23 protein-coding genes are annotated in these 25,039 nt (G+C 65.7%); 6 read left to right on the top strand and 17 right to left on the bottom strand.

Features of this window, described 5'->3' with window-relative positions; translation table 11 throughout:
* The 15 genes from I6F36_RS10245 to I6F36_RS10175 all read right to left on the bottom strand — a co-directional run.
* On the bottom strand, positions 1 to 1,527 hold a 1,527-nt coding region (locus I6F36_RS10245; protein WP_225171371.1), incomplete at its 3' end, for a xanthine dehydrogenase family protein molybdopterin-binding subunit.
* A 9-nt stretch (positions 1,528 to 1,536) separates the two neighbouring features.
* Entirely contained in the window at positions 1,537 to 2,013 is a 477-nt protein-coding gene (locus I6F36_RS10240) for a (2Fe-2S)-binding protein (protein ID WP_036023772.1), read from the bottom strand.
* Positions 2,014 to 2,019: 6 nt separating this feature from the next.
* Positions 2,020 to 2,838: a xanthine dehydrogenase family protein subunit M gene (locus I6F36_RS10235; RefSeq protein WP_036013341.1), complete on the bottom strand. Its 819-nt coding sequence runs from the start codon at positions 2,836 to 2,838 to the stop codon at positions 2,020 to 2,022.
* 3 nt (positions 2,839 to 2,841) lie between these two features.
* Positions 2,842 to 3,285 (bottom strand): SRPBCC family protein, encoded by a 444-nt coding sequence (locus I6F36_RS10230; protein ID WP_225171370.1) that lies wholly within the window; start codon positions 3,283 to 3,285, stop codon positions 2,842 to 2,844.
* A gap of 2 nt (positions 3,286 to 3,287) precedes the next feature.
* Complete coding sequence (locus I6F36_RS10225; protein ID WP_035699161.1) at positions 3,288 to 3,725, bottom strand: SRPBCC family protein; 438 nt, start codon at positions 3,723 to 3,725, stop codon at positions 3,288 to 3,290.
* 11 nt (positions 3,726 to 3,736) lie between these two features.
* A complete protein-coding gene (locus I6F36_RS10220) occupies positions 3,737 to 6,655 on the bottom strand; it encodes a flotillin family protein (RefSeq protein WP_225171369.1) in 2,919 nt (972 codons plus the stop codon).
* A gap of 27 nt (positions 6,656 to 6,682) precedes the next feature.
* Complete coding sequence (locus tag I6F36_RS10215) at positions 6,683 to 7,516, bottom strand: phosphoenolpyruvate hydrolase family protein (protein WP_225112742.1); 834 nt, start codon at positions 7,514 to 7,516, stop codon at positions 6,683 to 6,685.
* 3 nt (positions 7,517 to 7,519) lie between these two features.
* Positions 7,520 to 9,733 (bottom strand): ABC transporter permease, encoded by a 2,214-nt coding sequence (locus tag I6F36_RS10210; RefSeq protein WP_225171368.1) that lies wholly within the window; start codon positions 9,731 to 9,733, stop codon positions 7,520 to 7,522.
* Positions 9,726 to 10,508: an ABC transporter ATP-binding protein gene (locus tag I6F36_RS10205; protein WP_225171367.1), complete on the bottom strand. Its 783-nt coding sequence runs from the start codon at positions 10,506 to 10,508 to the stop codon at positions 9,726 to 9,728. Before I6F36_RS10205 ends, I6F36_RS10210 begins: the two co-directional genes overlap by 8 nt.
* The gene (locus I6F36_RS10200) at positions 10,501 to 11,583 is read right to left on the bottom strand and encodes a branched-chain amino acid ABC transporter permease (protein WP_036013349.1); all 1,083 of its coding nucleotides are present in this window, start codon (positions 11,581 to 11,583) and stop codon (positions 10,501 to 10,503) included. The genes I6F36_RS10205 and I6F36_RS10200 overlap by 8 nt, the downstream gene beginning before the upstream one ends.
* Position 11,584: 1 nt before the next feature.
* A complete protein-coding gene (locus I6F36_RS10195; RefSeq protein WP_225145842.1) occupies positions 11,585 to 12,595 on the bottom strand; it encodes a branched-chain amino acid ABC transporter permease in 1,011 nt (336 codons plus the stop codon).
* A gap of 286 nt (positions 12,596 to 12,881) precedes the next feature.
* Complete coding sequence (locus tag I6F36_RS10190) at positions 12,882 to 13,709, bottom strand: helix-turn-helix transcriptional regulator (protein ID WP_225171366.1); 828 nt, start codon at positions 13,707 to 13,709, stop codon at positions 12,882 to 12,884.
* 124 nt (positions 13,710 to 13,833) lie between these two features.
* Positions 13,834 to 15,084 (bottom strand): ABC transporter substrate-binding protein, encoded by a 1,251-nt coding sequence (locus I6F36_RS10185; protein WP_036013367.1) that lies wholly within the window; start codon positions 15,082 to 15,084, stop codon positions 13,834 to 13,836.
* A 196-nt stretch (positions 15,085 to 15,280) separates the two neighbouring features.
* The gene (locus I6F36_RS10180) at positions 15,281 to 16,276 is read right to left on the bottom strand and encodes an alpha/beta hydrolase (protein ID WP_225171365.1); all 996 of its coding nucleotides are present in this window, start codon (positions 16,274 to 16,276) and stop codon (positions 15,281 to 15,283) included.
* Positions 16,277 to 16,289: 13 nt separating this feature from the next.
* A complete protein-coding gene (locus I6F36_RS10175; protein ID WP_225171385.1) occupies positions 16,290 to 17,225 on the bottom strand; it encodes an MBL fold metallo-hydrolase in 936 nt (311 codons plus the stop codon).
* Positions 17,226 to 17,454: 229 nt separating this feature from the next.
* Between I6F36_RS10175 and I6F36_RS10170 the strand changes: the two genes are divergently transcribed.
* From I6F36_RS10170 to I6F36_RS10145, 6 genes are all read left to right on the top strand, one after another.
* Positions 17,455 to 18,399 carry a LysR family transcriptional regulator gene (locus tag I6F36_RS10170; RefSeq protein WP_225171364.1) on the top strand — a complete coding sequence of 315 codons (945 nt, stop codon included), beginning with the start codon at positions 17,455 to 17,457 and terminating at the stop codon, positions 18,397 to 18,399.
* Between the two features lie 397 nt (positions 18,400 to 18,796).
* Positions 18,797 to 19,747, top strand: a complete 951-nt coding sequence (locus I6F36_RS10165) for a PDR/VanB family oxidoreductase (RefSeq protein WP_109144195.1) — start codon at positions 18,797 to 18,799, stop codon at positions 19,745 to 19,747.
* Positions 19,748 to 19,764: 17 nt separating this feature from the next.
* Positions 19,765 to 21,105 (top strand): Rieske 2Fe-2S domain-containing protein, encoded by a 1,341-nt coding sequence (locus I6F36_RS10160; protein WP_225171363.1) that lies wholly within the window; start codon positions 19,765 to 19,767, stop codon positions 21,103 to 21,105.
* Complete coding sequence (locus I6F36_RS10155; RefSeq protein ID WP_225171362.1) at positions 21,102 to 21,578, top strand: aromatic-ring-hydroxylating dioxygenase subunit beta; 477 nt, start codon at positions 21,102 to 21,104, stop codon at positions 21,576 to 21,578. Before I6F36_RS10160 ends, I6F36_RS10155 begins: the two co-directional genes overlap by 4 nt.
* A 7-nt stretch (positions 21,579 to 21,585) precedes the next feature.
* The gene (locus tag I6F36_RS10150; protein ID WP_225171361.1) at positions 21,586 to 23,202 is read left to right on the top strand and encodes an ATP-dependent acyl-CoA ligase; all 1,617 of its coding nucleotides are present in this window, start codon (positions 21,586 to 21,588) and stop codon (positions 23,200 to 23,202) included.
* A 59-nt stretch (positions 23,203 to 23,261) separates the two neighbouring features.
* Entirely contained in the window at positions 23,262 to 23,990 is a 729-nt protein-coding gene (locus I6F36_RS10145) for an SDR family NAD(P)-dependent oxidoreductase (RefSeq protein ID WP_225171360.1), read from the top strand.
* A gap of 10 nt (positions 23,991 to 24,000) precedes the next feature.
* Here the strand turns inward: I6F36_RS10145 and I6F36_RS10140 are convergent, their stop codons facing one another.
* Together I6F36_RS10140 and I6F36_RS10135 are read right to left on the bottom strand one after the other, a co-directional pair.
* Entirely contained in the window at positions 24,001 to 24,483 is a 483-nt protein-coding gene (locus I6F36_RS10140) for a MarR family winged helix-turn-helix transcriptional regulator (RefSeq protein WP_036023816.1), read from the bottom strand.
* Entirely contained in the window at positions 24,483 to 24,977 is a 495-nt protein-coding gene (locus I6F36_RS10135; RefSeq protein ID WP_225137884.1) for a MarR family winged helix-turn-helix transcriptional regulator, read from the bottom strand. Before I6F36_RS10135 ends, I6F36_RS10140 begins: the two co-directional genes overlap by 1 nt.
* Positions 24,978 to 25,039 lie beyond the last annotated feature (62 nt).

Below are 25,039 nucleotides of genomic sequence, written 5' to 3'. Positions count from 1 at the left end.
GGGCGGGGGAGGTGGCGGCGCCGGCGGAGGTGGTTCGCGCGGCGGCTCTCTTGTCGCCGTCACCGGCGCGCGGTCGTAGGTCGTGCGCTGCTGCGCCGGCGCAGCGGGCCGGCTGCGCGAATCCGTCGGTGTTGGCGGGATCACGGCGCGGCTGCCGCCGCCGTCCTTGCGCGAGGAGGCGCGCTTAAACTCGTCGCGGATCGGCCATTTGGCCTTCTCGGCGGCAACCTGGACGCACTCGATCAGCGCGGTGTTCTTGGCCTCGCGCCGGTGCGCCTTCATGTCGCCGTCGCGATAGGCGTTCAGAATCCGGAACTCCATGGGGTCCATGCCGACGAGGTTTGCGAGCTTGTCCATCTGACATTCGATGGCGAAGTCCATCGCAGTGACGCCGAAGCCGCGCATGGCGGTCGCCGGCGTGCGGTTCGTGAAGACGCAATAGACGTCGCCATAGACGTTCGGGATGGTGTAGGGGCCCGGCAGGTGCGCGGCGCATTTCACGGCGGCATAGCTCGACAGCCGCGTATAGGCGCCGCTGTCGAAATAGGCGCGGATCTTGCGCGCGACGATGCGGCCGTCGCGCATCACGCCGTCCTTGATGTAGATGCGCTCGGCGCCGCGCGGCGGGCCGTACTGCATCTCCTCCTCGCGGCCGAACACGTAGCGGACGGGGCGCCCCGTCAACATGGCGCCGAGGATCGCGAGCGGCTCGGTCAAGGTGTCGACCTTGCCGCCAAAGCCGCCGCCGACGGTGCCGCCGATGAAGTGGAAGGTGTTGGAGGGCACGTCGAGGATCTTGGCGCAGGTGTCGACCGAGAAGAACAGTGCCTGCGTCGAGGTATAGACGACGTAGCGGCCGTTGGTATCGGGCGCGGCGATCGCGCCGTTGGTCTCGGTCGGCGCGTGCTCGATCGGCGACATCTGGTAGCGCTGCTCGAGCACGTGGTCGGCGGTTGCGAGCGCGGCATCGGCATCGCCAAAGCGCAGGCGCTGGTGGTCGTAGACGTCATGATAGATGAAGGCGTTCTTCGGATAGGTCTCGTTGACGACGGGCGCACCCGGCTTCAGCGCATCCTCGACGTCGAACACGGCCGGCAGCGGCTCGTAATCGATCCTGACTTTTGCGATCGCCTCGAACGCCTCGCGCTCGCTGTCGGCGACGATAGCGAGGATCGGTTCGCCCTTGTAGCGGACCTTGTCGACCGCCAGCGACGGCTCGTCGTCCTTGCCGAAGTTGATCAGGCTGAGCAGCGTGTTGAGGTTGCGTGGCACGTCCGCGCCACGGATGATCCGGCGCACGCCGGCCGAGCGCTCGGCCTCGGTGGTATCGATGCGGCGCAGCCTTGCATGGGCCTGGGTCGAACGAACGACCTTCAGGTGCAGCATGCCCTGCAGCTTGTGGTCGTTGAAATAGCTGGACGTGCCCGTGATGTGGCCGAGCATGTCCTGCCGCTGCGTGCCCTTGCCGATCTCCTTGAGATTGTCGTCGCGCTCGTCGGCGAAGATGTCCTTGCGCAGTTCCAGCATGGTCTGACCTCAGGCGCTTGCCCGGCCGCCCGCGGCGGCGAGGATGGCATTGATGATCGGCTCGTAGCCGGTGCAGCGGCAGATATTGCCGGAAATCGCCTCGATCACGTCGGCGCGGCTTGGGGCGGGATTGCGGTCGAGCAGCGCCTTTGCGGCCATCAGCATGCCCGGCGTGCAATAGCCGCACTGGGCGGCGAAATTGTCGGCAAAGGCGCGCTGCAGCGGATGCAGGTTCGGGCCTTGCTTCATGCCGTCGAGCGTCTCGACCGAGCGGCCCGCGACGGTCTCGGCGAGCGTCAGGCAGGAGAGGTGAAGCTCGCCATCGATCAGCACGCTGCATGTGCCGCAGCCACCCTGGCCGCAGCCGAATTTCGGCGTCATGTCGCCGATCAGCTCGCGCAGCGCGACGAGCAGGTTGGTGCCGCCGTCGACGAAGATCGCGACGTCGCGGCCGTTGTGGCGAAACTGCAGGGGGATTTTTGTCATGGCGAGCTATTCCTGTCCCGACAGCAGGCGCCGCAGATGCACGCCGACGATCTCGCGGCGATACCAGGCGCTGCCGAGCGCGTTGTCTGAGGGCGATGTTCCTTCTGTGGCGGCAGAGGCCGCAGCTGCGATGGTCGCCGCATCCAGCGAGCGGCCCTCCAGCGCGCGCTCGGCGGCGCGAGCGCGGATCTGGGTCGGCGCCATCGAGCCTAGCGCAATCCGTGCACCCGCGATCCGTCCGCCGCTGACCGGCAGATGCGCGGCAAGCGTGATCACCGAGCCGCCCTTCGGCTTGATGCGCGCGATCTTGCGATATCGGAACGCCTCGCTGCTTGCCGGCCGCGTGCAGGACACCGACAGCACCAACGTCCCGGCCTGGCGCTCACGCCCCTGCAGGAACTCCTCAATCGGAATATCGCGCGAGCCGAAGCCGCCTTGAACCGCAATGGTGGCGTCGAGCGCCAGCAGCGCCACGGTGAAATCGCCGTAAGGGTTCGGCGCGAACAGATTGCCGCCGACCGTGCCCATGTTGCGGACGGCGGGACCGCCGATCGAGCGGGCGGGCGCATGCAGGAAGGTGAGGTCGCGCTCGGCGAGCACGCGCGCGAAGGTGACGCCGGCGCCCAGCGTGATGCGTGGACTTGAGGCGTCGATCCGGGTCAGCGCCTGGTCCTGCGCCCGGACGATCGTCGAGATCGAGACGTCTCCTTCGTTCAGCGCGCGCATCACCAGCGTGCCGCCGCCGAGATAGCGCGCGCTCCGGTCCGACGACAGCGCGCCAGCCGCCTCGCTCGCATTCGTAAAGGTCTTTACCGTCACGGCCATGGCTTAAGCGGCCTCCTTCAGATGGCGGCGGATCGCTTCGAATCCGGCCTGATAGATGCCTTCGGCCACCATGTGGCTGACGCGGTCCTTGTCCTCCGGCTTCGTCGTGAATCGCGACTCCCAGTGCCAGAAGGTGCGGTCGCCGTCGGTGACCGGCAGCAGCCGGACATGGGCGACGTAGTTGAACATCGGGACCGGCGTATCGAGCAGGCAATAGCTGAAGGTCTGCTCGAGGTCGGACAGCGCCAGCAGCTGCTCGCGCAGCTCCGAGCCGTCCTTCAGCTTGAACCGCCTGACGCAGCCGATCTTGTCGGCGGATTGCGCGCGTTCGATGGAGGAGGTCGCAACCGCCGGGTGCCAGCGGTCGTGCCCGTTGAAATCGCGCAGCACGTCCCACACCGCGTCCGTCGGTGCGTTCAGGATCGTGCTCTTGACGATATGCGGCACGGCTAGCCTCCGAACACGCGCTTCAACGCGTCGAAGCCGCCCTGGAACACTCCGCCGCCGATATTGTTGACGAGCTCGGTCTCCCGTTCCGGCGCGCAGTCGAATTCCGCGGTCCATTCCATAAACGTCTGGTCGCCGTCGGTGACGGGCGTCAGGCGCAGGGTGGCGACGTAGTTCTCGACGCCCATCGGCGATTCCAGGATCGAGTAGGTGCAGAACATGTCGTAGTCGGAGAGGCCGAGCAGCTTCTCGCGGATGCGGTCGCCGTTGCGCAGCCGGAAATCCCTGACGCAACCGATCTTGTCGGCGGGCTCGCCGCCCTCGATCCGGCTTTCGGCTATGGCCGGATGCCAGTTCGGCAGGCCATTGAAATCGCGCACCCGCGCCCAGACGCGGTCGTTGCGGGCGTTGACGACGGTGGAGACGTAGACGCGGGCCATTGCTTAAGACCTCAGCTCTTCTTCCGCGGCCCGCGCTCGGCCGGCGGCTCGCCGCCCTCAGTCGCAGGCGGAGCGGCAGCCGGCTTGTCACCACCGCCACCACCTCCGCCGCCACCCTTGCGCGCGGCCTCCTTGATGCCCTGCATGTCGCGGGCCTCGCGGATCAGCCCCGGCATCTTGGCCAGGCTGCCGCCTTCGACGCCGATATCCGACAGGATCGAGTCGATCAGCGGCGCCTGGACTCGGTAGCGTAGCGCCGAGTCGATCACCTCGTCGGTGGCGCTGCGGCCGCCATTGCCGTTGCCGTGGCCGTTGCCGTTGAGGCCGTCGACCTGGAGGATGCGGATGCCTTCGATCTTCTCCATCGGCTTGACGCTCTCGCGCACGATGCCCTCGATGCGGTCGAGCAGCTTTCTGCGGAACAGCGAATAGCGTGCCTGGTCGGTCAGCACGTTCTCGGCTTCGTTCAGCATGCGTTGCGCTTCGGCTTCGACCGCGGCGCGCACGCGCTCGGCTTCGGCGGCGATGCGGGTCTCTTCGGCCTGCTTCTCCGCCAGCAGAACCTCGACGGTCTTGCGCCGTTTGGCGATCTCGCTCTCGCGGGCGGTGACGACGCGCTCGGCGGCTTCGGTCGCCCGGATCCGCGCCTCCTCGGCGGCCGCGCGCGCGGCCGACTCCTCCAGCGACTTCTGATGGATCGCGATCGCCTTCTCCATCAGCACCGTCTCGACGTCCTTCTCACGATTGACCTCGAGCTTGCGCAGCTCGCGCTCGCGGCCGATGCGGGCCTCGTCGAGGCCGCGGTCGGAGGCGATGCGGGCACGCTCGACTTCCTCGCGCGCAGCAATCTCGGCCTCCTGGAGCGACTGGACGCGGGCGACCTCGAGCTGCTCGATGGCGCGGCGCCGCTCGATGCGGGCGGCCTCCAGCGCCTGCTCGCGCGAAACGTCGGTGGTCTCGACCTCCTTGCGCGCCACGATCTCGGCCTGCCGGACCTGGCGGTCGGCGTCGATCCGCTCGGACTTCTTGGTCGACAGCGCGATGACGCGGTCCTCGTCCGCGATCTCGATCGCCTTCTTCTGCTCGATGTTGAGCACTTCGCGCTTCTTGGAGGAATTGATGCGCTCGGCCTCGAGCGCCAGGTCGACCGTGATGCGCTGCCGCTCGATGGCGTCGCGCCGCTTCAGCTCGGCCGCCTCGAGGACGCCGGTCCGCTCGATTTCGAGCGCGCGCGTCTCCCGTTCGGCCTGGATGCGCTCGGCCGCAACCGCCTTTTCCTGGGCGATGCGGGCCGCCTCGATCGCCTCGCGCGAGGCGATGTCAGCTTCCTCGACGGCGCGGTTGCGGGCGATCTCCAGGGAGCGCACGCGCTCCTCCTGGGCGATGCGCGAGGCTTCCGTGGTCTCGCGCGCGGCGATGCCGGCGACGTCCAGCGCCTGGTTGCGCTCGATCTCCAGCTGCCGTGTGTTCTGCTCGGCAGCGATGCGCTCGGCAGCCAGCGTCCGCTCCCGGGCAATGCGGGCGGCCTCGACCGCGCGCTGCGCTTCGATCTCGGCCTCCTGGATGGTCCGCACCTGCTGGATTTCCAGCGCGCGGGTGCGCTCGTCCGAGGAGATGCGCTCGACATTGACGATCAGCGTCTGGGCGATGCGCGCCTTTTCGGTGGCCTCGCGTGCGGCAATCTCGGCCTCGTCGACCGCGCGCGTCCGCTCGATCTCGCGGCGCCGCGTCTCTTCCTCGTTGGCGATGCGGGCGTCGGTGACGACGCGGTCCTGCTGGATGCGGGCTTTCTCGATTGCCTCGCGCGCGGCGATCTCGGCTTCCTCGACTGTGCGCATCCGCTCGATCTCGCGCTGGCGGACTTCGCGTTCCGAGGCGATGCGTGTGGTGTCGATCGAGCGCTGGTTGGCGATCCGGGTCTTCTCGATCTCCTCGCGCGCCAGCAGCTCCTTTTCCTCGATGGTGCGGGTTCGCTCGATCTCTTTCTGGCGGGTCTCGCGCTCGGAGGCGATGCGGGCCTCGGCGATCGCCTGCTCATTGGCGATGCGGGCGCGCTCGATGGCCTCACGGGCGGAAATCTGCGCCTGTTCGGCCTCGGTCTCGCGCAGGGCCCGCTCTCGCGCGACTTCGGTGCGCTGAAGCGCGCGGCGCATCTCGATGTCGCGTTCCTGCTCCAGGCGCGCGGTCTCGCTCTCGCGCTCGATCTCGAGCGCCTGCCGCTCGGCTTCCAGGTTGCGGGAGCGGATCTTGATCATCGAATCCTGCTCGATGTCGTTGCGCAGCTTCCGCCTGGCCTCGATGTCCTCCATCAAGCGGGTCAGGCCTTCGGCGTCGAACCGGTTCGAGGGGTTGAAGAATTCGAGGTCAGTCTGGTCAAGATCGGTGATCGCGACCGACTCCAGCTCGAGGCCGTTCTGGGCGAGAGCTTCCGCCGCTTCGGTCTTGACCCGCGCGACGTAGTCGCCGCGACGTTCGTGCATCTCCTCCATGGTCATCTCGGAGGCGACCGAGCGGATCGCGGAGATGAACTTGCCGGCCAGCAGTGCGTGGAGCTGCCCGGGTTCCAAGGTTCGGCGGCCGAGTGTCGCCGCGGCAATCGAGACGGCCTCCCGAGTCGGCTGAACGCGGACGTAGAAGTCGGCCTCGATGTCGACGCGCATGCGGTCGCGGGTGATCACGGCATCCTGCTTCGAACGCACGATGCCCATCGGCAGCACGTTCATGTTGACGGGCGTGTAGTCGTGGATGAACGGCAGCACGAAGGCGCCGCCATTGATCACCACGCGTTCGCCGAGGAAGCCGGTGCGGACGAACGAGGTCTCCTTGGAGGAGCGGTGGTACAGCCAGTTCACGATATAGACGCCAACCACGATCACGATGATCGCGACGATCAGCCAGAGGATCAATTCACCGACCAACATCCCTGACATCTTTCCCTCCCTCGAACCTATCAGGCGTTATCGCGCGCCGATCGCCTTGAATTGCCTCACTTGTTCCGTCAGCGCCCGCTCCACCGGCAGCCGCTCCATCGAGGACGCCCCGTAGAAGCCGTGGCAATGACGGGTGTTCTTCATGATGAAATCGGCGTCCGCGGGATCGGCGATCGGGCCGCCATGCGCCAGCACCAGGATGTCCGGATTGACGCTGAGCGCGGCGCTGGCCCAGGTGTCGATCCGCGCCGGGCAGTCCTTGAGCCTCAAGGCGGTTTGCGCACCGATCGTGCCGCCGGTCGTCAGGCCCATGTGGCAGACGATGATGTCAGCGCCGGCGATCGCCATCGCCGCGGCTTCCTTCTCGCTGAACACGTAGGGCGTGGTCAGCATGTCCTTGTCGTGTGCCTTGGCGATCATGTCGATCTCGAGCGCGTAGGACATGCCGGTCTCTTCGAGATTGGCGCGGAAGGTACCGTCGATCAGGCCGACGGTCGGAAAGTTCTGGACGCCTGCGAAGCCAAGTGCCTTCAGCTGGTCGAGAAAGACGTCCATGTCGCGGAAGGGATCGGTGCCGTTGACGCCCGCCAGCACCGGGGTCTGGTCGACCACGGGGAGCACCTCGCTCGCCATTTCCAGCACGATGGCGTTGGCATCGCCATACGCCATCAGGCCCGCGAGCGAGCCACGCCCGGCCATGCGGTAGCGGCCGGAATTGTAGATGACGATGAGGTCGACGCCGCCGGCTTCCTCGCATTTGGCTGACAGCCCCGTGCCGGCGCCGCCGCCGACGATCGGCTCGCCGCGCCTTGCCATGTCGCGAAACCTCTTCAGCAGCGCCGCGCGTTCAAACCTGGCCATCGGTCACCTCGCGAGTCTCCGCCGCACACCGGTCCGCCCGAACAGGTTTCGGAACGCACTGACGATGGCGGCGGCGAAATCGGGATCGTTGATGTTCTTGGGGATGCGAATGAGCTGGCGGTTGCCGGTCTGCCGCACGGTCCGCTCCAATGTGCGGAACAGCGCGGCGTCGGCATCCGGATCCCAGAACGGCTGACCTCGCGCGTCGAGGGCCGAGACGCCGCCCTCGGGCAGGAAGAAACGCACCGGGCCATCCATCTGGTTGAGCCGCTCGCCGATCCAGCGGCCCATGCGCTCGTTCTCTTCCGCCGTCGTCCGCATCAACGTCACCTGTGGATTGTGGACGTGGAATTTGCGGCCGCGATAGCGCTCGGGAATGGTGTCAGGCGCGCCGAAATTGACCATGTCGAGCGCGCCCACCGAGCCGACATAGGGCAGGCGGCTGCGGATGATCGCGCCAAAGCGGTCCTCGGCGGCGGGAAATACGCCGCCCATCATGAGGTCACAGATCTCGGTCGTGGTGAGGTCGATGACGCCGGCGAGCTGACCGGATTCGACGAGCTTCTCCATGGACCGGCCGCCGATGCCGGTGGCGTGAAAGACCAGGCATTCGAAATGATCGCGCAGCTCGGCCGCGATCTTCTGCACGGCCGGCGTGGTAACGCCGAACATGGTGATGCCGACTGAAGGCAGCCCGGCGCCGGCGGTTCGCTCTTTTGCCTCGCGGTCCTCGAGCCGCGCCTTGACCATGCCGGCGAGCGCGTTGGCGCCGTTGGCCAGCACCGCGCGTGAGATCGAATTGAGCCCCTGAACGTCGGTGACGGAGTACATCATGGTGATGTCGGCCGGGCCGACATAGGGGCCGACATCGCCCGAGGCGACGGATGAGATGATCAGCTTGGGAACGCCGACGGGCAGGGCCCGCATCCCCGGGGCGACCAGCGAGGCCGCGCCGGAACCGCCTGCCGAGATCACGCCGGCGACATTGCCTTGGCGCCGCAGCCAATTGGCAAACGCATCTGCCATCGCGGTCACGGCGGCTCCGCGATCGGTGCCGAACACGGCGGAGCCGCCGCGGCCGTGGTTCAGGGCGATCTCCTGCGCGGAGACATCGCAGGAGGAATGCTTGCCGCTGGTCGAGACGTCGACCAACCGCGTGCGCAGGCCGCTTTCGGCTATGATGTCGCGGATGTAGCGCAGCTCCTGGCCCTTGGTATCGAGCGTGCCGACGACCAGCACCACCGGCGGGCCCGAAGCCTGCGCCGCCACCGGTTCGTGCTTGCGCCGCGCCGTCTCGTCGAGCCGGGCGACCTGCGTCGAGAGCGTCCGCGCCGCGGCCTCGATGCGGGCGATCGGCACCGGTTGCGACCATCGCGTCGGCAGCGTCGGATTGGAGATGTAGATGCGCACCGGCCCGTCGCGCCGTGGCGCCGGCGCCGGCTTCGTTTCGGCGCCGGATGCGGCGATTTCGATATCCGGTTCGAGCTCCGCATGAAGCCCGACGCCGAGCAGGCGCTGCTGCAGCTCGCGGTCCGCGGCAAGGCGCGCGGAGTCGATAATGCGGTTGATGCGGCCGTTGACCATGATCGCGACGTTGCGCGAGATCGCGGTGGCGACGCCGATGTTCTGCTCGATCACGAGCACGGACATGTCACCGTCTTCGCCCAGCTGCAGCAGCATCTCCTCGACCTGCGCGACGATGACGGGCGCGAGGCCTTCGGTCGGCTCGTCCATAATGAGCAAGTGAGGGTTGGTGAGCAGCGCGCGCGAGATCGCCAGCATCTGCTGCTCGCCGCCGGAGAGCTGGCCGCCGCCGTGGCCCTTGCGCTCGGCGAGGCGCGGGAATGTGTCGTAGATTCGCTCGACGGTCCAGGCGCCCGAGCGCAGGCCGCCGGCGAGCTGCAGATGCTCGTCGACGCTGAGCGAGCGCCAGAGGCGGCGTCCCTGCGGCACGTAGCCGACGCCGAGCCGGGCGATCTGGGCCGGCGGCCGCCGCGTGACATCCTCGCCGCGGACGCGGATCGAGCCGCCGCTCACGCCGACCAGCCCCATGATCGCCTTGCACAGCGTGGTCTTGCCCATGCCGTTGCGGCCGACGACGGAGAACACGCCGCTATCAAGCACGAGATCGACGCCTTGCAGCGCGTGCGAGTGGCCGTAATAGACGTCGAGGCCGCGAACCTCGAGCGCCGGATTGCTGCGGCGGACCTCATTCATGGCCGCCTCCGAGATAGAGCTCCTGCACCTCGGGGTCGGACTGGATCTCTTCCGGCAGGCCTTCCTTGAAGACGCGGCCGTTGTGCATCATCGTGACGCTCTCGACGACCCGCAGCGCAACGTCCATGTCGTGCTCGATGATGATGTAGCCGATGTGCGCGGGCAGGGAGGTCAGGATCTCAATCAGCTCGGCCCGTTCCGTCGGCGACAAGCCCGCGGCCGGCTCGTCGAACAGCACGAAGCGCGGCGCGCCCGCGAGCGCCAGCGCGATCTCGAGCTGGCGCTGCTGGCCGTGGGCGAGCTCGGCCACGCGCTGGTCCTTCACGGCGGATAGATGGACGGCCTGCACGAGATTGTCGGCCGCGTGCATCAGGCCATCGTTCTGCCCCGGTCGTAGGAACGAGAAGCGTCCGCGCGACACGCCGCGGCAGGCGAGATAGACGTTGTCCTGCACGGTGAGGCCGGGGAACAGCGCCGAAATCTGGTAGGTGCGGCGCAGCCCGCGGCGGATGCGCTCATAGGGCGGGAAGTGCGTGACGTCCTCGCCGAAGAAGCGGATGGTGCCGGAGGAGGGTGGGAAGTCGCCCGTGATGCAGTTGAACAGCGTGGTCTTGCCGGCACCGTTGGAGCCGAGCACGGCACGCCGCTCGCCCGGTCGCACGGTGATGGTGACGTCGGTCAGCGCGGCGAGCGCGCCGAACAGCCGCGTCACGCCGCGCAGCTCCAGCGCAGCGCCGGCACCGACTGCGGAGAGGCGTTGGGCGACGCTATCCATGGCCGCGCCCTCCACTGGTGCGGCTCACCTCGCGCCGTTGATGCTGGCGCCAGCGCTGCCAGAGGCCGATGACGCCGTCCGAGGACCAGAACACGATGGCGAGGAAGCCGAGCCCGATCAGCAGGCGGAAGCGGTTGCCGTCGAGTCCGAGTCGGACCAGGAAGTCGAGCGCGAAGGTGCGCAGCAGCACGAAGATCAGCGCGCCGATGAAGGGCCCGATCGGGCGCGTGATGCCGCCGACGACGGCGATGATCAGCACGTCGATGCAGGCGCCGACGCTGACCGAACCCGGCGAGATCTGGCGATAGTTCCAGACCTGGAGCACGCCGGCCAGCGCGGCGACGAAAGACGCGAAAGCATAGGCCGCGACGCGGTGCGCATTGACGTTGAAGCCGAGCGCCGCCATGCGCCGCGGATTGTCGCGCACACCCTGGAGCGCCAGGCCGAACGGCGCGCGCGAGAGGTATTCGACCGCGAAATAGCAGAGCGCGGCGACCGCCAGCACGATGTAATAGAAGGGAATGTCGGCGCGCCAGTTCACGCCCCAGAAGTGTGGCGTGGCCACGGTGTTGATGCCGGTATGACCGTTGAAGATCGCCCAGTTCTGGTTGGTGAAATAGTAGAAGGCCGCTCCGATCGCGAGCGTGATCATGATGGTGTAGATGCCTTCGGTGCGCACCGCGAGCGCGCCGCCGAGCGTGCCGAAGGCGGTCGCCAGCGCGAGCGCCATCGGCACCGCGAGCCACCACGGCCAGCCCAGGCTGATATTGGGGTTGCCGCTGACGCCGAACACCGCGACCATGTAGGCCGAGAAGCCCGCGATGGTGAGCTGCATCAGGCTGACCATGCCGCCATAGCCGGCAAGAAACATCAGGCTCAGCGCCACGGTGCCGAGGATCAGCGTGCTCGCGAATATCTCGATCAGAAAAAAGCTGCTCGCGATCAGCGGCATGATCAGGAGAATGGCCGCGACGGCCCAGGCAGCGGGGTTGTTGATCTCCGGCCATGTCCGGGCGGGGGGCTGCGCCTTGGTGGCGCGGCCTACGGCAACTGGGGCATCGTGGGCGAGCGACATCTCAGCGCCTCGCCAACAGGCCTTGCGGCCGGATAGCCAGCACCAGCACCATGATCAGGAAGGTCACGACGATGGCGTAGGTCGGGATGTAGACCGAGCCGAGCTGCTCGGCGAGGCCGATGATCAGCGCGCCGAGCGCGGCGCCCGGAATCGAGCCCATGCCGCCCACGATCACGACGACGAGGGACGCCAGCAGGAAACGGATGTCTTCGCCGGGCGACAATGACTGGAAGGTGCCGCCGACGACGCCAGCGATGCCGGCAAGCCCCGCGCCGAAGGCGAACACCCCGACGAAGACGAGCTGGATGCGCACGCCCGTCGCGGCGAGAATATCGCGGTCGTCGACGCCGGCGCGGATGATCATGCCGATCCGGGTGCGGTTGAGCGCGAGCCACATCGCGACGCCGATCACCACGGAGGCCACGAAGATCACGAGCCTGACGAGTGGATATCTGAGGTAGACCGGATCGCCCGAGGATTTGATCGCAGTCACCAGCGGCAGCTCGATGGGACCGATCAGCCATTTCGGGGTCTGGATCTGGTAGAAGTCGCCGCCGCAGGCCCACAGCATGAGATCGGCAAACACGATCGAGAGCCCGATCGTCACCATTGTTTGCCTGAGATCCTGGCCCTCCATCCGGCGGAACACGATCACCTGCAGCAGCACGCCGACAAAGGCGGTCAGGACAAAGGCGACGATGAAGCCGAGGATCCACGAGCCGGACGATGTGCTGATGGCATAACCGATATAGCCGCCGAACAGATAGAGCGAACCGTGCGCGAGGTTGACGTTGCGCATCAGGCCGAAGATCAGCGTGAAGCCGCTGGCGACCAGGAAGTAGAGGCCACCGAGCGTGATGCCATTGAAGACCGCGTTGAGGAAGACGCGCTTGCGGCCGATCGCCTCTTCCAGCCCCGGCGGCCAGACCGCAAAGGTCAGCCAGAGCGCGACCGCAATCGCGATGATCGTAATCAGCGCCCAGGCCGGATGGCGTTCGACGAAGCGGTTCATGGCTTCACCTCGCCCCGCTTGCGGGGAGAGGTCGACGCGTAGCGCCGGGTGAGGGGGACTCTCCGCAAGCCAAACTGCCGCCGCACTTGCGGAGACTCCTCCTCACCCAGACCCTCTCCCCGCAAGCGGGGCGAGGGGGCATGCAAGCCGTTGCCGGCTGCTGGCCCTGCCATGAGCGAACGTCCTCCCGTCACGCGCGATCCTCTTTTCCGGGATCGCGTTGCCGGCATCCTAGCCAAGCGGCGAGGGCGACATTTGATCGTGAGTATCTTTTCGTGGCCTGCGCTCAGGCGCGCAAAACCTTGGCGGCGCGACGATAATCGGTCGGGGCCATCCCGACATTGGCGGCAAAAAAGCGCGTGAAACCGCTCTGCGAGGAGAAGCCGAGATCGAAGCCGATGTCGGCGATCGGTACCTCGCTCGCCACCAGCGCTTCGAGCGCCTGTTCCATGATCAGCGTGTTGAGATAGAGGTTCGGCGTGACGCCGGTCTGCACGCGGAACAGCCGGTAGAAATGCGGTCGCGACAGGCCGGATTCGCGCGCGATGGCGTCGAGCTCGATTTCAGCGCCGGGGCTCTCCGACATCATCTTGATGCACTTGCGGACGCGAAAGTCGGTGACGGCGCCGCCTGCGCGCGCATCGCGCGCGATCTCGGCCTGCTGCCAGCTTTCGTCGTAGCAGATGTCGATCAGCCGCCTCAGCTCGGAATCGAGACTGGAGAGCGATGGTGCGCCGCACACGAGCGCGGCGGTCCGCCTGATGTGCTTGTCGAGTGCTGGCGTGCGCTTGAACTGGGTGCGGCCGAAGCGCAACCGGTCGGAGCCGGAGGCATCCGGCGCAAACCATTCGGCGTTGACGTAGAGCACGAAGAAGATGGCGCCGCCCTCAAGATCGGTCGGCAGAAAGTTGTGCGGTTCCCAGGGATTGACGGCGACGACCGACGTCTCGGTGAGATCGTAATGCCCGTCGGAGACATCGATGCATGCCGACATGCCGCCGACATGGAAGATCAGATGACCTTCGCGATGGGCGTGGATATTGAAAGGCCGGTTCAACTGATAAACCGTCGCCCGGCCGAAGCGGCCATGGAAGACGGCGAGCGCACGGCTCATGCCTTCCCCTCCCGAATGTTCTTGTCTTTTCGGCCAGCCTTCAACAACACCGCCGAGATTGCAAGAGCGGAGAGCGACCGCGTCAGCGAGTCGCTCCCCGGTTGCGTCTGCCTGATGTGATGCGTCAGTACTTCTTACATTCCGGCACGGTGCGGCTCGGCAGCCCGATCTTGGAGAACACGGCCGGGTCGTAGCCGAGCGTCTGGTTCACGTTCGGGATCACCTTCACGACCTTGCTGAACAGCGCGCCCTTGCCGTCGTCGACGACTTCGGTGACGAAGTTGGTGCCGATCGCCTGGCGGTTGGAGTCGAGCTTGATCTTGCCGTTCGGTGCGTCGAGCTCGATCTTCGCCAGTGCTTCCTTGTACTTGGCCTGGTTGTTGGAGAGATCGCCGTTGACCTGACGCAGTGCGAGGATCAGCGCCATGGTTGAATTATAGTAGTTGGTGGCGAGCAGCGACGGGCTCGGGAAGCGCTTGTTGGGCGGGAAGGCGTCTTGATAGGCCTTCACGAATTTCTGCCAGCCCGGATCCTCCCAGGTGTCGGCCTGTCCGCTCGCCGCGATGGTTCCGATCAGCGCGTTCTTGGCGTTGCCCTTCGACGACAGGATGGTCTGGTCGATCATGATGGAACCGCCCATCAGATGCGCCTTGCCGCCGGCCTGCTGATACTGGTTGAGGAAGTTGACGGCGTCGGCGCCGCCAAGCCCGAGATAGATGGCATCGACGTCGTCGGGCAGGGCAGCGATGACGGAGGCGAAGTCCTTCGTTCCCAGCGGCACCCATTGCCGGTTGGTGACCTGTCCGCCCATGCCGCAGAACTCGAGCACCAGCCCGAACACCTGGGTATAGATGAAGGAATAGTCCTCGCCGACGGTCGCGATCTTGCGATACTTCTTCTCTTCATAGGCGTATTTGCCGAGGCCGATCTGCCACTGCGCGCCGTCCATGTTGTAGCGGAAGAAGTTCGGTGCCGGGTCGACATAGGTCGTTTCCTGCGCACCGGATGCGGCATTGATGAACGTCAGCCCGGGATGGCTCTTGGCAAAATTCTTGACCGCGATGCCTTCGTCGCCGGAGAGCGGCGACAGCAGGATCTGCACCTTGTCCTGCTCGATCAGCTTGCGCACGGCGCGCACGGCGGAGTCCGGCGTTGCATCGGTCGAAGCGACGATGAATTCGAGTTCCTTGTCGCCGACCTTCTTGCCGAGCACGTTAAGCGCGGTTTGGTGGCCGCGCATGCCGTCCTCGCCGAGCACCGTGTAGGTGCCCTCGAGCGTTGCGGTCACGCCCACCTTGATCTTTTCCTGGGCGATCGCCGCGCCCGAAAGAAACAGGCTGCTCAACGCGAGCAGTCCGATGCTGCATTTCGACATGTGCTCCTCCCTGTGTCATCGCTTGTTGCCGCGACGAACCGTATGGTGCCCGTGGCTCTCGAAGCCCGCGGCTTTGGAGGAAAGCTAACCGAAGTCGGATGCGCTGCACCCATCGCGGCCTCGTTCGGCTTGACCGGCAGTCTCATTTTTGAATGTTGCGGCGCGAGTGATTTTCGCGGTGCAGCAGGACGCCGCGCTAGCTGTAATCTTCGCCGAGAAACTGGTTGATCGCATCGAACGCCTGCAGACGGTTTTTCTCCAGCAGAACCATGTGCGTGCCTTCGCCAATCTCGACCCATCGCCGGTATGGCGCATGCTTCAACGAAAGGAAGAAGTTCTGCGCCGAGACGATAGGAACGTCCTGGTCCCATTCCGCGTGGACCAGGAGCACGGGCACGCGAATGTCGGCGGCGTCATAGAGCCTCTTGCCCGCGGCCCAGTATTCGCGGATGTCCAGGATCGGGCCGTTGACTGCACGCATGACGGCAGGCGTTTGCGCGCAACCTAGCGGGTCGGTTGCGAGGGATATATTGGCCCAGAGCTCGAAGCCGCCCGCCGGGATCAAGCTCGATCGTGCCGCTTCCGGCGCAGCCGAGAGCCAGCGCGTCCTGAAGTCCAGCACGCGAACGTTGCGATAGCCGCCGAGGCGCCCGCCTGCATCGATCGGAGCTGGGCCCTGCAGCACCCAAAGCGGCGCGACCAGCGCGAGCTTGACGACCTTGTCGTTGTTGCCTGCAGTGTAAGCGCCGGCCACCGAGCCGCCCCAGGACATGGCAACCAGATTGAGGCGCGCGATCCTGCGCTGCTTCAGGATGTGTGCGACGGCGCTGGCGAGGTCACGCACGCCGGCTTCGGTGCGCACGAGCGGTGCGGACTGCTCCGGCGGCGCGTCCATCTCGGACGGGCGGGTCGATTGGCCATAGCCGCGCACGTCGAGCGCGAAGACGTCGTAGCCATGGCCGGCGAGATGATCCATGAACGAGAGGCCACCGAGCGGCGTATCGAAAAGGCTTCCCGATGAATAGGTCGCGCCGTGCATCATCAGGATGGTTCGCTCGGCGGAGAAGGTCTCGAGCGCCGCGGGGCGCTTGTTGCGCAAGTGAAGCGAAATTCCCGCCGTGTCGCTCGGGATCATGAGATCCTCGACCACGATCTTGGGCCTGTCGACGCGCGCGCTGGCGTGCTGGTTCATGATCGTTCTCCGTTCAGACGAATTGCCAGGTGAAGCGTCCTCCGGTGCGGCTGACGCGGCCGACCGATGACTGTGCGAAATGGGTGGTGAAGATGGTTGAGCCCCGCTCGGCAGCGCCCTCCAGCACGAAGGCGCGCGAGCGCAACGCGGCTTCCGGGAATTCGCAGAAGCAGGAATTGAGCGAAGGCTCATAGACCTGGAGCGGATGGTGCATCACGTCTCCGGCGAACAGCGCCTCCTCTCCACGCGAGACGAGGCGGATGGAGGCGTGATCGACGCTGTGGCCGGGCGTCGGGACGAACGAGATGCCCTCGATGGCCTCGCTCCCGTCCACTGCGATGAGTCTGGCAAGTCCGGCCTCGATCACCGGCCGGACGCTGTCGTCATAGACATGGTCGGCCGGCTTGCGCAGCGCGGGGCCGAGGGACGGGGCAGGGCGGGCCGTTCCGGTCGGCTCTGTGCCCGTCGCGAGGCTCTCGCCATAGGCCTGCTCGATCGCGGAGAAGACGTAGGTCGCATTCGGGAAGGTCGGGACCCAGCGTCCGTCGACGAGACGGGTGTTCCAGCCGACGTGATCGGCATGCACGTGGGTGAGCAGCACGTAGTCGACCTGCTCCGGCGTGACGCCCGCTGCGGCCAGCCGCGCCAGGAACGGTTCGTTGAGCCGGTGAAGCGGCGGAATCTCCGGCCGGTTCTTGTCGTTGCCGGTGGCCGTGTCGATCAGGATCGTGTGGTGCGGTGTCCTGACCACCCAGCTGTGAATGCTTTGGATGAAGGTACCGGTCGCAGCATCGAACGAGCCCGCCTCCAGGCTGTCGCGATGGCGCTCCAGCGCCCGCGGCTCGCCTCCCGGATAGAGCGCGTCGAACTTGAATGCGGCAAGCCGCAACTCGTCGATCCGCGTGATGGATGCTTCGCCGACGTGATAGGTCTTGGCCGCGTGAATCATCAAGATGTCCTCCACTGGACCGCGGCGTAGGGCTGGTTGCCCGGGCCGCGGTGACGGTGAGGTACGAAGCGCGCCAGGCCTTGGGGAGAGTCGCGGGCTCGATAGGTCCCATCGACATGGTCGATATCGGAAAGGACGCTGGCTCAGCTTTTCACGCCGGCGTTTTGGCCCTAACCCTCGTATCGCGGCTCGTCGCGGTCGCGACATGCCCCAGACGGAGGTGCCACCGATGCAGGATGCGGAACACGGCCGGGGTCGGCCGGCCGATGATAACGATCTCGCCGAGATCGACCTCGGTCTGTTGCTGGCTCTGGAGGCTCTCCTGCGCGAGCGGAACGTGACGCGCGCGGCCTCCCGGCTCAATATCGGGCAGCCTGCGCTCTCGGCGCGGCTGAACCGGCTGCGGCAGATCTTTGCCGATCCGCTGTTCGTACCCGCCGCGAGCGGGCGCGGCGTCGTGCCGACGACGCGGGCGGTGGAGTTGCAGACGGCGCTTGCGGACGTGCTCGGCAAGCTTCGTCGCATGGTGGAGGGGCCGGCTGAGTTCGACCCCGCCAAGAGCCAGCGTACCTTCATCGTTGCCATCCACGAGAATCCGGCCGTGACGCTGGCGCCCGGCCTGGTCGCGCGCTTGACCGGGATGGCCGAGCGGGCGCGGCTCGCCCTTGTTCACCCCGCGCGCGATGTCGTGGATCAGCTCGAAAGGGGAGAGATCGACATCCTGGTGACGGGCGCCGACCGCGCACATGGCGAGCTGATGCAGCGGCCGCTGTTCGAAGACGGCTTCCTGTCCGCACAGCGCAAGGGTCATCCCCGCGGCATCGGTCCGCTCGATCTCGACAGCTTTTGCGCGCTCGACCATCTGCTGATCTCCGCCGATGGCGGCGGTTTCTCGGGCCTGGTCGACGACGCGCTGGCGGTGCTCGGCCGCTCCCGGCGCGTTGCCGTCTCGATCCAGACCTATGCGCTGGCGCCGGTCATCCTTGCGCACAGCGACTGCATCTGCACCCTTCCGCGGCGCTTCCTGATCCGCTTCGCCCACGAGCTCGATCTCACGCCCCCGCCGCTCGATCTGCCGCCCGCTCGCATCGTCGCGCTGTGGCATCCGCGCAATCAGGAGGACAAAGGCCACGCCTGGCTTCGCGAGTGCCTGTACCAGGCAGCTGCCGCTTGATCGCGACGTGCCCTCACGTGGGGAGGAGCGGCGCTGTCAGGTTGTAAGTTCTGATTTCTGGAATGAAGTCGGCCAGCTTGCATTCGTGAGCTGCGTGCCGAGATGGGCAGGTGCCTCGAAGTATCACCGGATCGCCATTACCGCCGGCTTTCGCCCCTTGTATCCTTGCTCGATGCCGAGCGCAGGAGAGCGCATGATGCGCCGGGCCTGACGACCGGCGGCAAGCCGGTAGCGAGCCCCCCGGCTGGCCACTGACGTTGCCGGCGGGCGATCGCCCGAGACGCCAGCTGGCGATCCATTGATTGCATCATCCGGACCTGCCCCACGCTGACGATTGACAAGCGAATTATTACATGTCTAAAAATATGCAAATTCATATAATCCGTGAGATGCCTGAATGGACGTGCATCCGCTCAAGCTCAAGGTCAGGTCGTATGTCGCGGAGACGCCGTTCATACGGAGCCTTGTGTTTGGTGTGGAGGACGGCGTCCTGCCGCAATGGCAGGCAGGCGCGCATCTCCGCGTCGCGCTCCCGAATGGCGGAGACCGGCCGTACTCGCTGATGGCGTTGCCGGGACTTCCTGAAGATGCGCTGGCGCTTGGTGTCCTGCGCGAGGAGGCTTCGAGCGGCGGCTCGCAGTTCATGCACGCGCTCAAGGTCGGCGACGTCGTGAAGGCGAGCGCGCCGGTCAACAATTTCCGACTGCACGAGGGAGCAGCGCCGGCGCTGCTGTTCGCCGGCGGCATCGGCATCACGCCCGTTCTGTCGATGGCGGCGGAACTGGCGGCGCGGGGAAGCTCATATCGCCTGCACTATGCCGGGCGCACGCAAGGATTGCTGGCGTTCCTGCCGCAATTGCAGGAGATCTGCGCCGGAGGGCTGTCCGTCCACTACGACAGCGATGAATCCCGCCTCGACATTGCCGCGGCGCTCGGCGATGCCGCAGCAAACGCCCACGTCTATGTCTGTGGCCCTTCGGGCATGATCGAGGCGGTGAAGGCCGGTGCGGCCGCCGCCGGGGTGGCAGCCGATCGCGTTCATTACGAGCTCTTCAAGTCCGAGCAGCCGTCATCGCCTGACCGGCCGTTCGAGGTCGAGATCAAGTCGACCGGGCAGGTTGTCGGCGTTGCTGCGGGGCAGACCATCATCGAGGCGCTGGAGGCGGCCGGTTTCGACGTGCTCTACGACTGCCGGCGCGGCGATTGCGGCATTTGCCAGTGCGGCGTGATCGCGGGAGTCCCCGATCATCGCGACGTCATCCTCAGCGACGAGGAGAGGGCGTCCAACAAGGTCATGCAGATCTGCGTGTCACGCGCGAAGTCGGAACGACTGGTGCTGGATCTCTAGGGGAGACGAGGGACGCCATGAAAAGATACGGCGGGAATGCCCACGCGATTGCGGCGCTGGTGCGCGAGGCCGAGGTGCATCGCGACGTCTATGTCGACCCCGAGATCTTCGATCTCGAGATGGAGCATCTGTTTCCCAACAGCTGGGTCTATGTCGGCCATGCCAGTCAACTTGCAAAACCCGGCGATTTCATCACCGCCAATATCGGCCGGCAGCCGGTCATGGCCAGCCGTCATACCGACGGCTCCATCCATGTGTTCTACAATCGCTGCCCGCACAAAGGCGTGAAGATCGCGTCCGAACCCTGCGGCAACACCGGAAAGTTCTTCCGCTGCCCCTATCACGCATGGTCTTTCAAGACTGACGGTTCGCTGCTCGCGATCCCGCTGAAGAAGGGCTACGAGGGCACCGGCTTCGGCGACACCCAGGCGAATGAGGGGTTGTCGAAGGTCAGGAACGTCGTCATCTACCGCGATTTCATCTTCGCTCGCCTGAGCGTTTCAGGCGTCTCCTTCGAGGATTATTTCGGCGAAAGTCTTTCGACCATCGACAACATGGTCGACCGCTCGCCGGAGGGCAAGCTCGCAGTCCAGGCGACGCCGATCCGCTACATGCACACGTGCAATTGGAAGATGCTGGTCGAGAACCAGACCGACACCTGCCATCCGATGGTGGCGCATGAGAGCTCGGCCGGCACCGCGGTCAAGGTCTGGAAGCGCGAGCAGGGCGATTCCACGGAAACACCGATGGCGGTACAGCTCTACGGTCCCTTCATGAGCCCGTACGAGTTCTACGAGCAGAGCGGCATCCGGATCTGGCCGAACGGCCACGGCCACACCGGCGTCGCCAACTCCATCCATTCGAACTACTCTGATATCCCGGGCTATCTGGACCAGATGGTCGCAGCCTATGGCGAGCAGCGCGCGCATGAGATCCTTGGCGAAGTCAGGCACAACACCGTCTACTTCCCGAACATCATGGTGAAAGGCGCTGTCCAGATCCTGCGCAATTTCATCCCGATCGCGGTCGACAAGACGCTGGTCGAGAGCTGGGTCTATCGCCTGGTCGGCGCCCCCGACAAGCTTTACGAGCGCGCATTGATGTACAACCGCTTCATCAACGCGCCGACCTCGATTGTCGGCCACGACGACCTCGAAATGTATGAGCGGGCGCAGGAAGGACTGAAGTCCAACGGCAATCAATGGGTCAATCTGCGGCGGCTCTACGACGGCCATGAAGAGCAGGACGTCACGGCGGTGATCAACGGCACGTCCGAGCGGCAGATGCGGAACCAGTTTCACGCCTGGGCGAAATTCATCACCATGGGCATGGACGAGCGCATCGAGGCCGCGGAATGATCGGCGAGAACACCATCACGGACTTCATCTATCGCGAGGCGGAGCTGCTCGACACCATGGAGTGGCAGGCCTGGCTCGATCTGTTTCACCCCGAAGGGCGTTATTGGATGCCGCTGGAATGGCAGCAGCAGGATCCGGTGCTGCAGCCGTCCCTGATGTACGAGGATCTGCTGCTCCTGAAGGTGCGGGTCGAGCGGCTCGCCGGCGAGCGCACCTTCAGCCAGAAGCCGAAGAGCCGTTGCCATCATCTGCTCCAGGCACCGCGGATCGTCGCGTGCGATCCTGCTGCCGGAATGTTCAAGGCCCGGACCTCCTACATCTACACCGAGACGCGCGGCGATATGCTGGAGCGCTATTCGGGATGGGCCTCGCACGAGCTCGTGCAGGTCGGCGATGCCCTGAAGATCAAGCTCAAGCGCGTCGATCTCGTCAATTTCGATGCGCCGTTCGGCAACATCCAGCTTTTCATGTGAGACTGCCTTGTCCGCTGCGACTACTGTCCATGCCCGTTTTCAAGAGACCGCGCTCCGCCGCGGCGAAGCGGGTTTCCTCAACGTGCTGCCGGAGACGGCAGGCATCTACGGCATTGCGGCGGGCGAGATTTCCTACCGCGCGATGCTCGACCGGGTCGAGCGCCGGCGCGTAGCGTTTGCGAGCCGCGGCTACGGCGAAGGCCACCGGGTCGGGCTGCTGCTCCAGAACAGGCCCGTCTTCATCGAGCTGTGGTTCGCGCTCAATGCGCTCGGCGTCTCGGTGGTGCCGATCAATCCGGACCTCCGTCTCAGCGAGCTCGAATACATCATCGGGCATTCCGAGATGAATGCTGCGTTCGTCCTCACCGAACGGCGCGAGGAGGTGGAGCTGGCCGCGCGTCAGGCCGGCCGGCCAATCCCTGTCGTGGACGATCAGGACGACGTTCCCGCTCCCTTCGGCGGTGCGCGGTCCTCGACCTCAGCTAGCGAGGGGAGCGAATGCGCGCTGCTCTATACGTCGGGGACGACGGGCCAGCCCAAGGGCTGCGTGCTCACCAACACCTATTTCCTGCATTGCGGAAACTGGTATCGCGACGTCGGCGGGCTGATCGACCTCAAGCCAAACGGCGAGCGTATGATCACGCCGCTGCCGCTGTTCCACATGAACGCGATGGCGGTGTCTCTGATGGCGATGCTGTCGGTCGGCGGCTGCCTGACCATGCTCGATCGCTTCCACCCGCGCAGCTGGTGGGCCTCGGTGCGCGACAGCCGTGCCACCTGCCTGCATTATCTCGGCGTGATGCCCTCGATGCTGATGAGCGCGCCGCCATCGGAGCTGGACCGCGCGCACAGCGTACGCTTCGGCTTCGGCGCCGGCGTCGACAAGCTGTTGCATGCGACGTTCGAGCAGCGCTTCGGCTTTCCGCTGCTGGAGGCCTGGGCCATGACCGAGACCGGCAGCGGCGGCGTCATCGCCGCCAATGTCGAGCCGCGCAAGGTCGGCACCAGCTGTTTTGGCCGCCCGGCCCCCGAGATCGAGGTTCGGATCGTCGATGACGGCGGCAATGATGCCCCCCTCGATGTGCCCGGCGAGCTGTTGGTGCGGCGCGCCGGCGCCGATCCGCGCTACGGCTTCTTTCGCGAATATCTCAAGAACGAGGCTGCCACCACCGAGGCGTGGGCCGGCGGCTGGCTGCACACCGGCGATATCGTGTCGCGCGATGCGGACGGCGATCTGCACTTCGTCGATCGCAAGAAGAACGTGATCCGTCGCTCCGGCGAGAACATCGCCGCGGTCGAGGTCGAATCCGTCCTCAACCGCCATCCCGCGATCCGGCAGGCCGCGGTTGCGGCGACGCCGGATCAGGTGCGCGGCGACGAGGTTGCGGCGGTCATCATCACTGAGAAGGCCGGCGCCGACCGTGCGCTCGCCGAAGAGATCGTGCGCTGGAGCCTTGAGCAGATGGCCTATTACAAGGCGCCGGGCTGGATCTGCTTCGTCGACAGCCTGCCGCTGACCGCGACCGAGAAGATCCAGCGCGGCGGGTTGAAGGATTTCGTCGGGAAGCTGATGGGCGAGGGCGCGTTCCTCGATCTGCGTGACCTCAAGAAGCGGCAAGTCTAATCAAGAAGGTCTGATCAAGAAGGTCTGATCAAGAAGGTCTGATCAAAGAAGGTCTGATCATGAGCAAGATCCGCACCACCCTCATCACCGGCGGCAATTCGGGGATCGGCGAGGCCCTGGCGAAGAAGCTCGTCGCGCGCGGGCAGCGCGTGGTCTCGGTCGGGCTGGAGAAGCCCGGCTGGACCCATGATCTGCTCGCGGCCTATCGCGCCGACCTCACCGATATCGAACAGACGCGTGCGATCGCGCAGGAGATCTGCCGGGATCACGCCGTCGACAGCCTGGTCCACAATGCCGGAATCATCCTGCCGAACCTGCTGCCCGACGCCAAGCCGGAAGACATATTGATGCTGGCGCAGTTGCATCTGGGCGCGCCGATGCTCCTGACCCAGGCGGCGCTGGAAGGGATGCGTGCGCGCCGCTTCGGGCGCATCGTGTTCGTCTCTTCGCGCGCCGCGATGGGGGCAGTGACGCGCTCGGCCTATTCGGCCACCAAGGCCGGCGTGCACGGCATGGCAAGGACCTGGGCGCTGGAGCTTGCCGCGAGCGGCATCACCGTGAACGTCGTCGCTCCGGGGCCGATCCTGACCGATAATTTCTGGGGCATCATCCCGAACGGCTCCGAGCAGCAGGAGCGGATGGCGCGCAACGTTCCGGTCGGGCGGCTCGGATCGCGCGAGGACGTCGCGCACGCAATCTCGTTCTTCCTCGACGAGCACTCCGATTTCGTCACCGGCCAGGTGCTCTATGTCTGCGGCGGTACCAGCCTCGTCGGCCTCGGGCCTTGACGCGCGCGTTCTAGATCTGGTTCTGGCGGATATTCTCGACCATCTTGGCCAGCACGCGCGCGCAGACCTCGATGTCGTCGGGCTCGATGCCCGCGACCAGCCTGTCGTAATTGTTCGCCATGATCGGCCAGATCTTGCGCAGCAGCGCTTCGCCCTCCGGCGTCAGGCCGACGACGCGGCGGCGCTGGTCCTCCTCGGCGATCTCGCGCTTGACGAGGCCCGACGACACCATGGACTCGACCATGCGGCTCGCCGTCGACTGTTCGGTCACCGCGAGAACGGCGACCTCGTTGACGGTGAGGGTCTTGTAGATGAACAGCACCGACAGCGTCCGGAACACGACATTGTTGATGCCGTGCTCGCTCAAATCGCGGTTCTGATCCAGGTTCCAGCGATTGGCGAGCCGGTTGAACAGATACGGAATATAGGTTTGCAGCTGGTCCCTCGTCCTCGGCGGACCCGACTTCCATCTGCTCTTGGATTCTCTGGCCATTATCTCTTGCGACTTTGCTTCTTGCTCTCGGTATGAAGTTTCGAGGAAAGCGATTTCAGCACGGACAGCGCGGTGTCCAGCTCCCGGGCCGGGACGTTCTCGAGCCGTCTGGCGAGATGCTTCTTGTGGATTTCGGCGGCCTGCCGGAACAGCGCTTCGCCTTTCGGCGTCAGGCGCACGATGAAGGACCGCCGGTCCTCGCTCGACATCTCCCTGCTGATGAGGTCGTCGGCGAGAAGACGTTGCACCAGCCCCGAGACATTGCCGCCGGTCACCTTCAGATTTTGCGACAATTGCCCGAGCGCGAGGCCCTCCTGGTAACGATCGAGCTGGGCCAGCACGTCGAATTTTGCCAGCGACAGGCCGAACTCCGAACTCAGCATCGAATTGAGCGAGGCGAACAGCTCACCATGCAGCGACAGCAATTGGAGCCAGAGCCGGGTTTCGATCTGCCCAGGGACGGGAACAATGTTCTCCTTGAGTGCTGCCGGCATCGCATGACCATCGAGTACAGAATGTCTCGTCGAGTGAAGGGAATTACCGCGGGTCGTTCGCT

It is taken from the genome of Bradyrhizobium sp. BRP19 (genome assembly GCF_020194195.1).
GTDB classification, from domain to species: domain Bacteria; phylum Pseudomonadota; class Alphaproteobacteria; order Rhizobiales; family Xanthobacteraceae; genus Bradyrhizobium; species Bradyrhizobium yuanmingense.
Note: the sequence above shows the minus strand (reverse complement) of the source record. Positions and strands in the feature narration are given on the sequence as shown.

What these genes read in the sequence shown, in the direction of transcription:
- I6F36_RS10240 (WP_036023772.1), bottom strand. Translation starts at nt 2,013, where the DNA reads ATGACAAAAATCCCCCTGCAGTTTCGCCACAACGGCCGCGACGTCGCG.
- I6F36_RS10235 (WP_036013341.1), bottom strand. Translation starts at nt 2,838, where the DNA reads ATGGCCGTGACGGTAAAGACCTTTACGAATGCGAGCGAGGCGGCTGGC.
- I6F36_RS10225 (WP_035699161.1), bottom strand. Translation starts at nt 3,725, where the DNA reads ATGGCCCGCGTCTACGTCTCCACCGTCGTCAACGCCCGCAACGACCGC.
- I6F36_RS10220 (WP_225171369.1), bottom strand. Translation starts at nt 6,655, where the DNA reads ATGTCAGGGATGTTGGTCGGTGAATTGATCCTCTGGCTGATCGTCGCG.
- I6F36_RS10215 (WP_225112742.1), bottom strand. Translation starts at nt 7,516, where the DNA reads ATGGCCAGGTTTGAACGCGCGGCGCTGCTGAAGAGGTTTCGCGACATG.
- I6F36_RS10210 (WP_225171368.1), bottom strand. Translation starts at nt 9,733, where the DNA reads ATGAATGAGGTCCGCCGCAGCAATCCGGCGCTCGAGGTTCGCGGCCTC.
- I6F36_RS10205 (WP_225171367.1), bottom strand. Translation starts at nt 10,508, where the DNA reads ATGGATAGCGTCGCCCAACGCCTCTCCGCAGTCGGTGCCGGCGCTGCG.
- I6F36_RS10200 (WP_036013349.1), bottom strand. Translation starts at nt 11,583, where the DNA reads ATGTCGCTCGCCCACGATGCCCCAGTTGCCGTAGGCCGCGCCACCAAG.
- I6F36_RS10195 (WP_225145842.1), bottom strand. Translation starts at nt 12,595, where the DNA reads ATGAACCGCTTCGTCGAACGCCATCCGGCCTGGGCGCTGATTACGATC.
- I6F36_RS10190 (WP_225171366.1), bottom strand. Translation starts at nt 13,709, where the DNA reads ATGAGCCGTGCGCTCGCCGTCTTCCATGGCCGCTTCGGCCGGGCGACG.
- I6F36_RS10185 (WP_036013367.1), bottom strand. Translation starts at nt 15,084, where the DNA reads ATGTCGAAATGCAGCATCGGACTGCTCGCGTTGAGCAGCCTGTTTCTT.
- I6F36_RS10180 (WP_225171365.1), bottom strand. Translation starts at nt 16,276, where the DNA reads ATGAACCAGCACGCCAGCGCGCGCGTCGACAGGCCCAAGATCGTGGTC.
- I6F36_RS10175 (WP_225171385.1), bottom strand. Translation starts at nt 17,225, where the DNA reads ATGATTCACGCGGCCAAGACCTATCACGTCGGCGAAGCATCCATCACG.
- I6F36_RS10170 (WP_225171364.1), top strand. Translation starts at nt 17,455, where the DNA reads ATGCAGGATGCGGAACACGGCCGGGGTCGGCCGGCCGATGATAACGAT.
- I6F36_RS10165 (WP_109144195.1), top strand. Translation starts at nt 18,797, where the DNA reads ATGGACGTGCATCCGCTCAAGCTCAAGGTCAGGTCGTATGTCGCGGAG.
- I6F36_RS10160 (WP_225171363.1), top strand. Translation starts at nt 19,765, where the DNA reads ATGAAAAGATACGGCGGGAATGCCCACGCGATTGCGGCGCTGGTGCGC.
- I6F36_RS10155 (WP_225171362.1), top strand. Translation starts at nt 21,102, where the DNA reads ATGATCGGCGAGAACACCATCACGGACTTCATCTATCGCGAGGCGGAG.
- I6F36_RS10145 (WP_225171360.1), top strand. Translation starts at nt 23,262, where the DNA reads ATGAGCAAGATCCGCACCACCCTCATCACCGGCGGCAATTCGGGGATC.
- I6F36_RS10140 (WP_036023816.1), bottom strand. Translation starts at nt 24,483, where the DNA reads ATGGCCAGAGAATCCAAGAGCAGATGGAAGTCGGGTCCGCCGAGGACG.
- I6F36_RS10135 (WP_225137884.1), bottom strand. Translation starts at nt 24,977, where the DNA reads ATGCCGGCAGCACTCAAGGAGAACATTGTTCCCGTCCCTGGGCAGATC.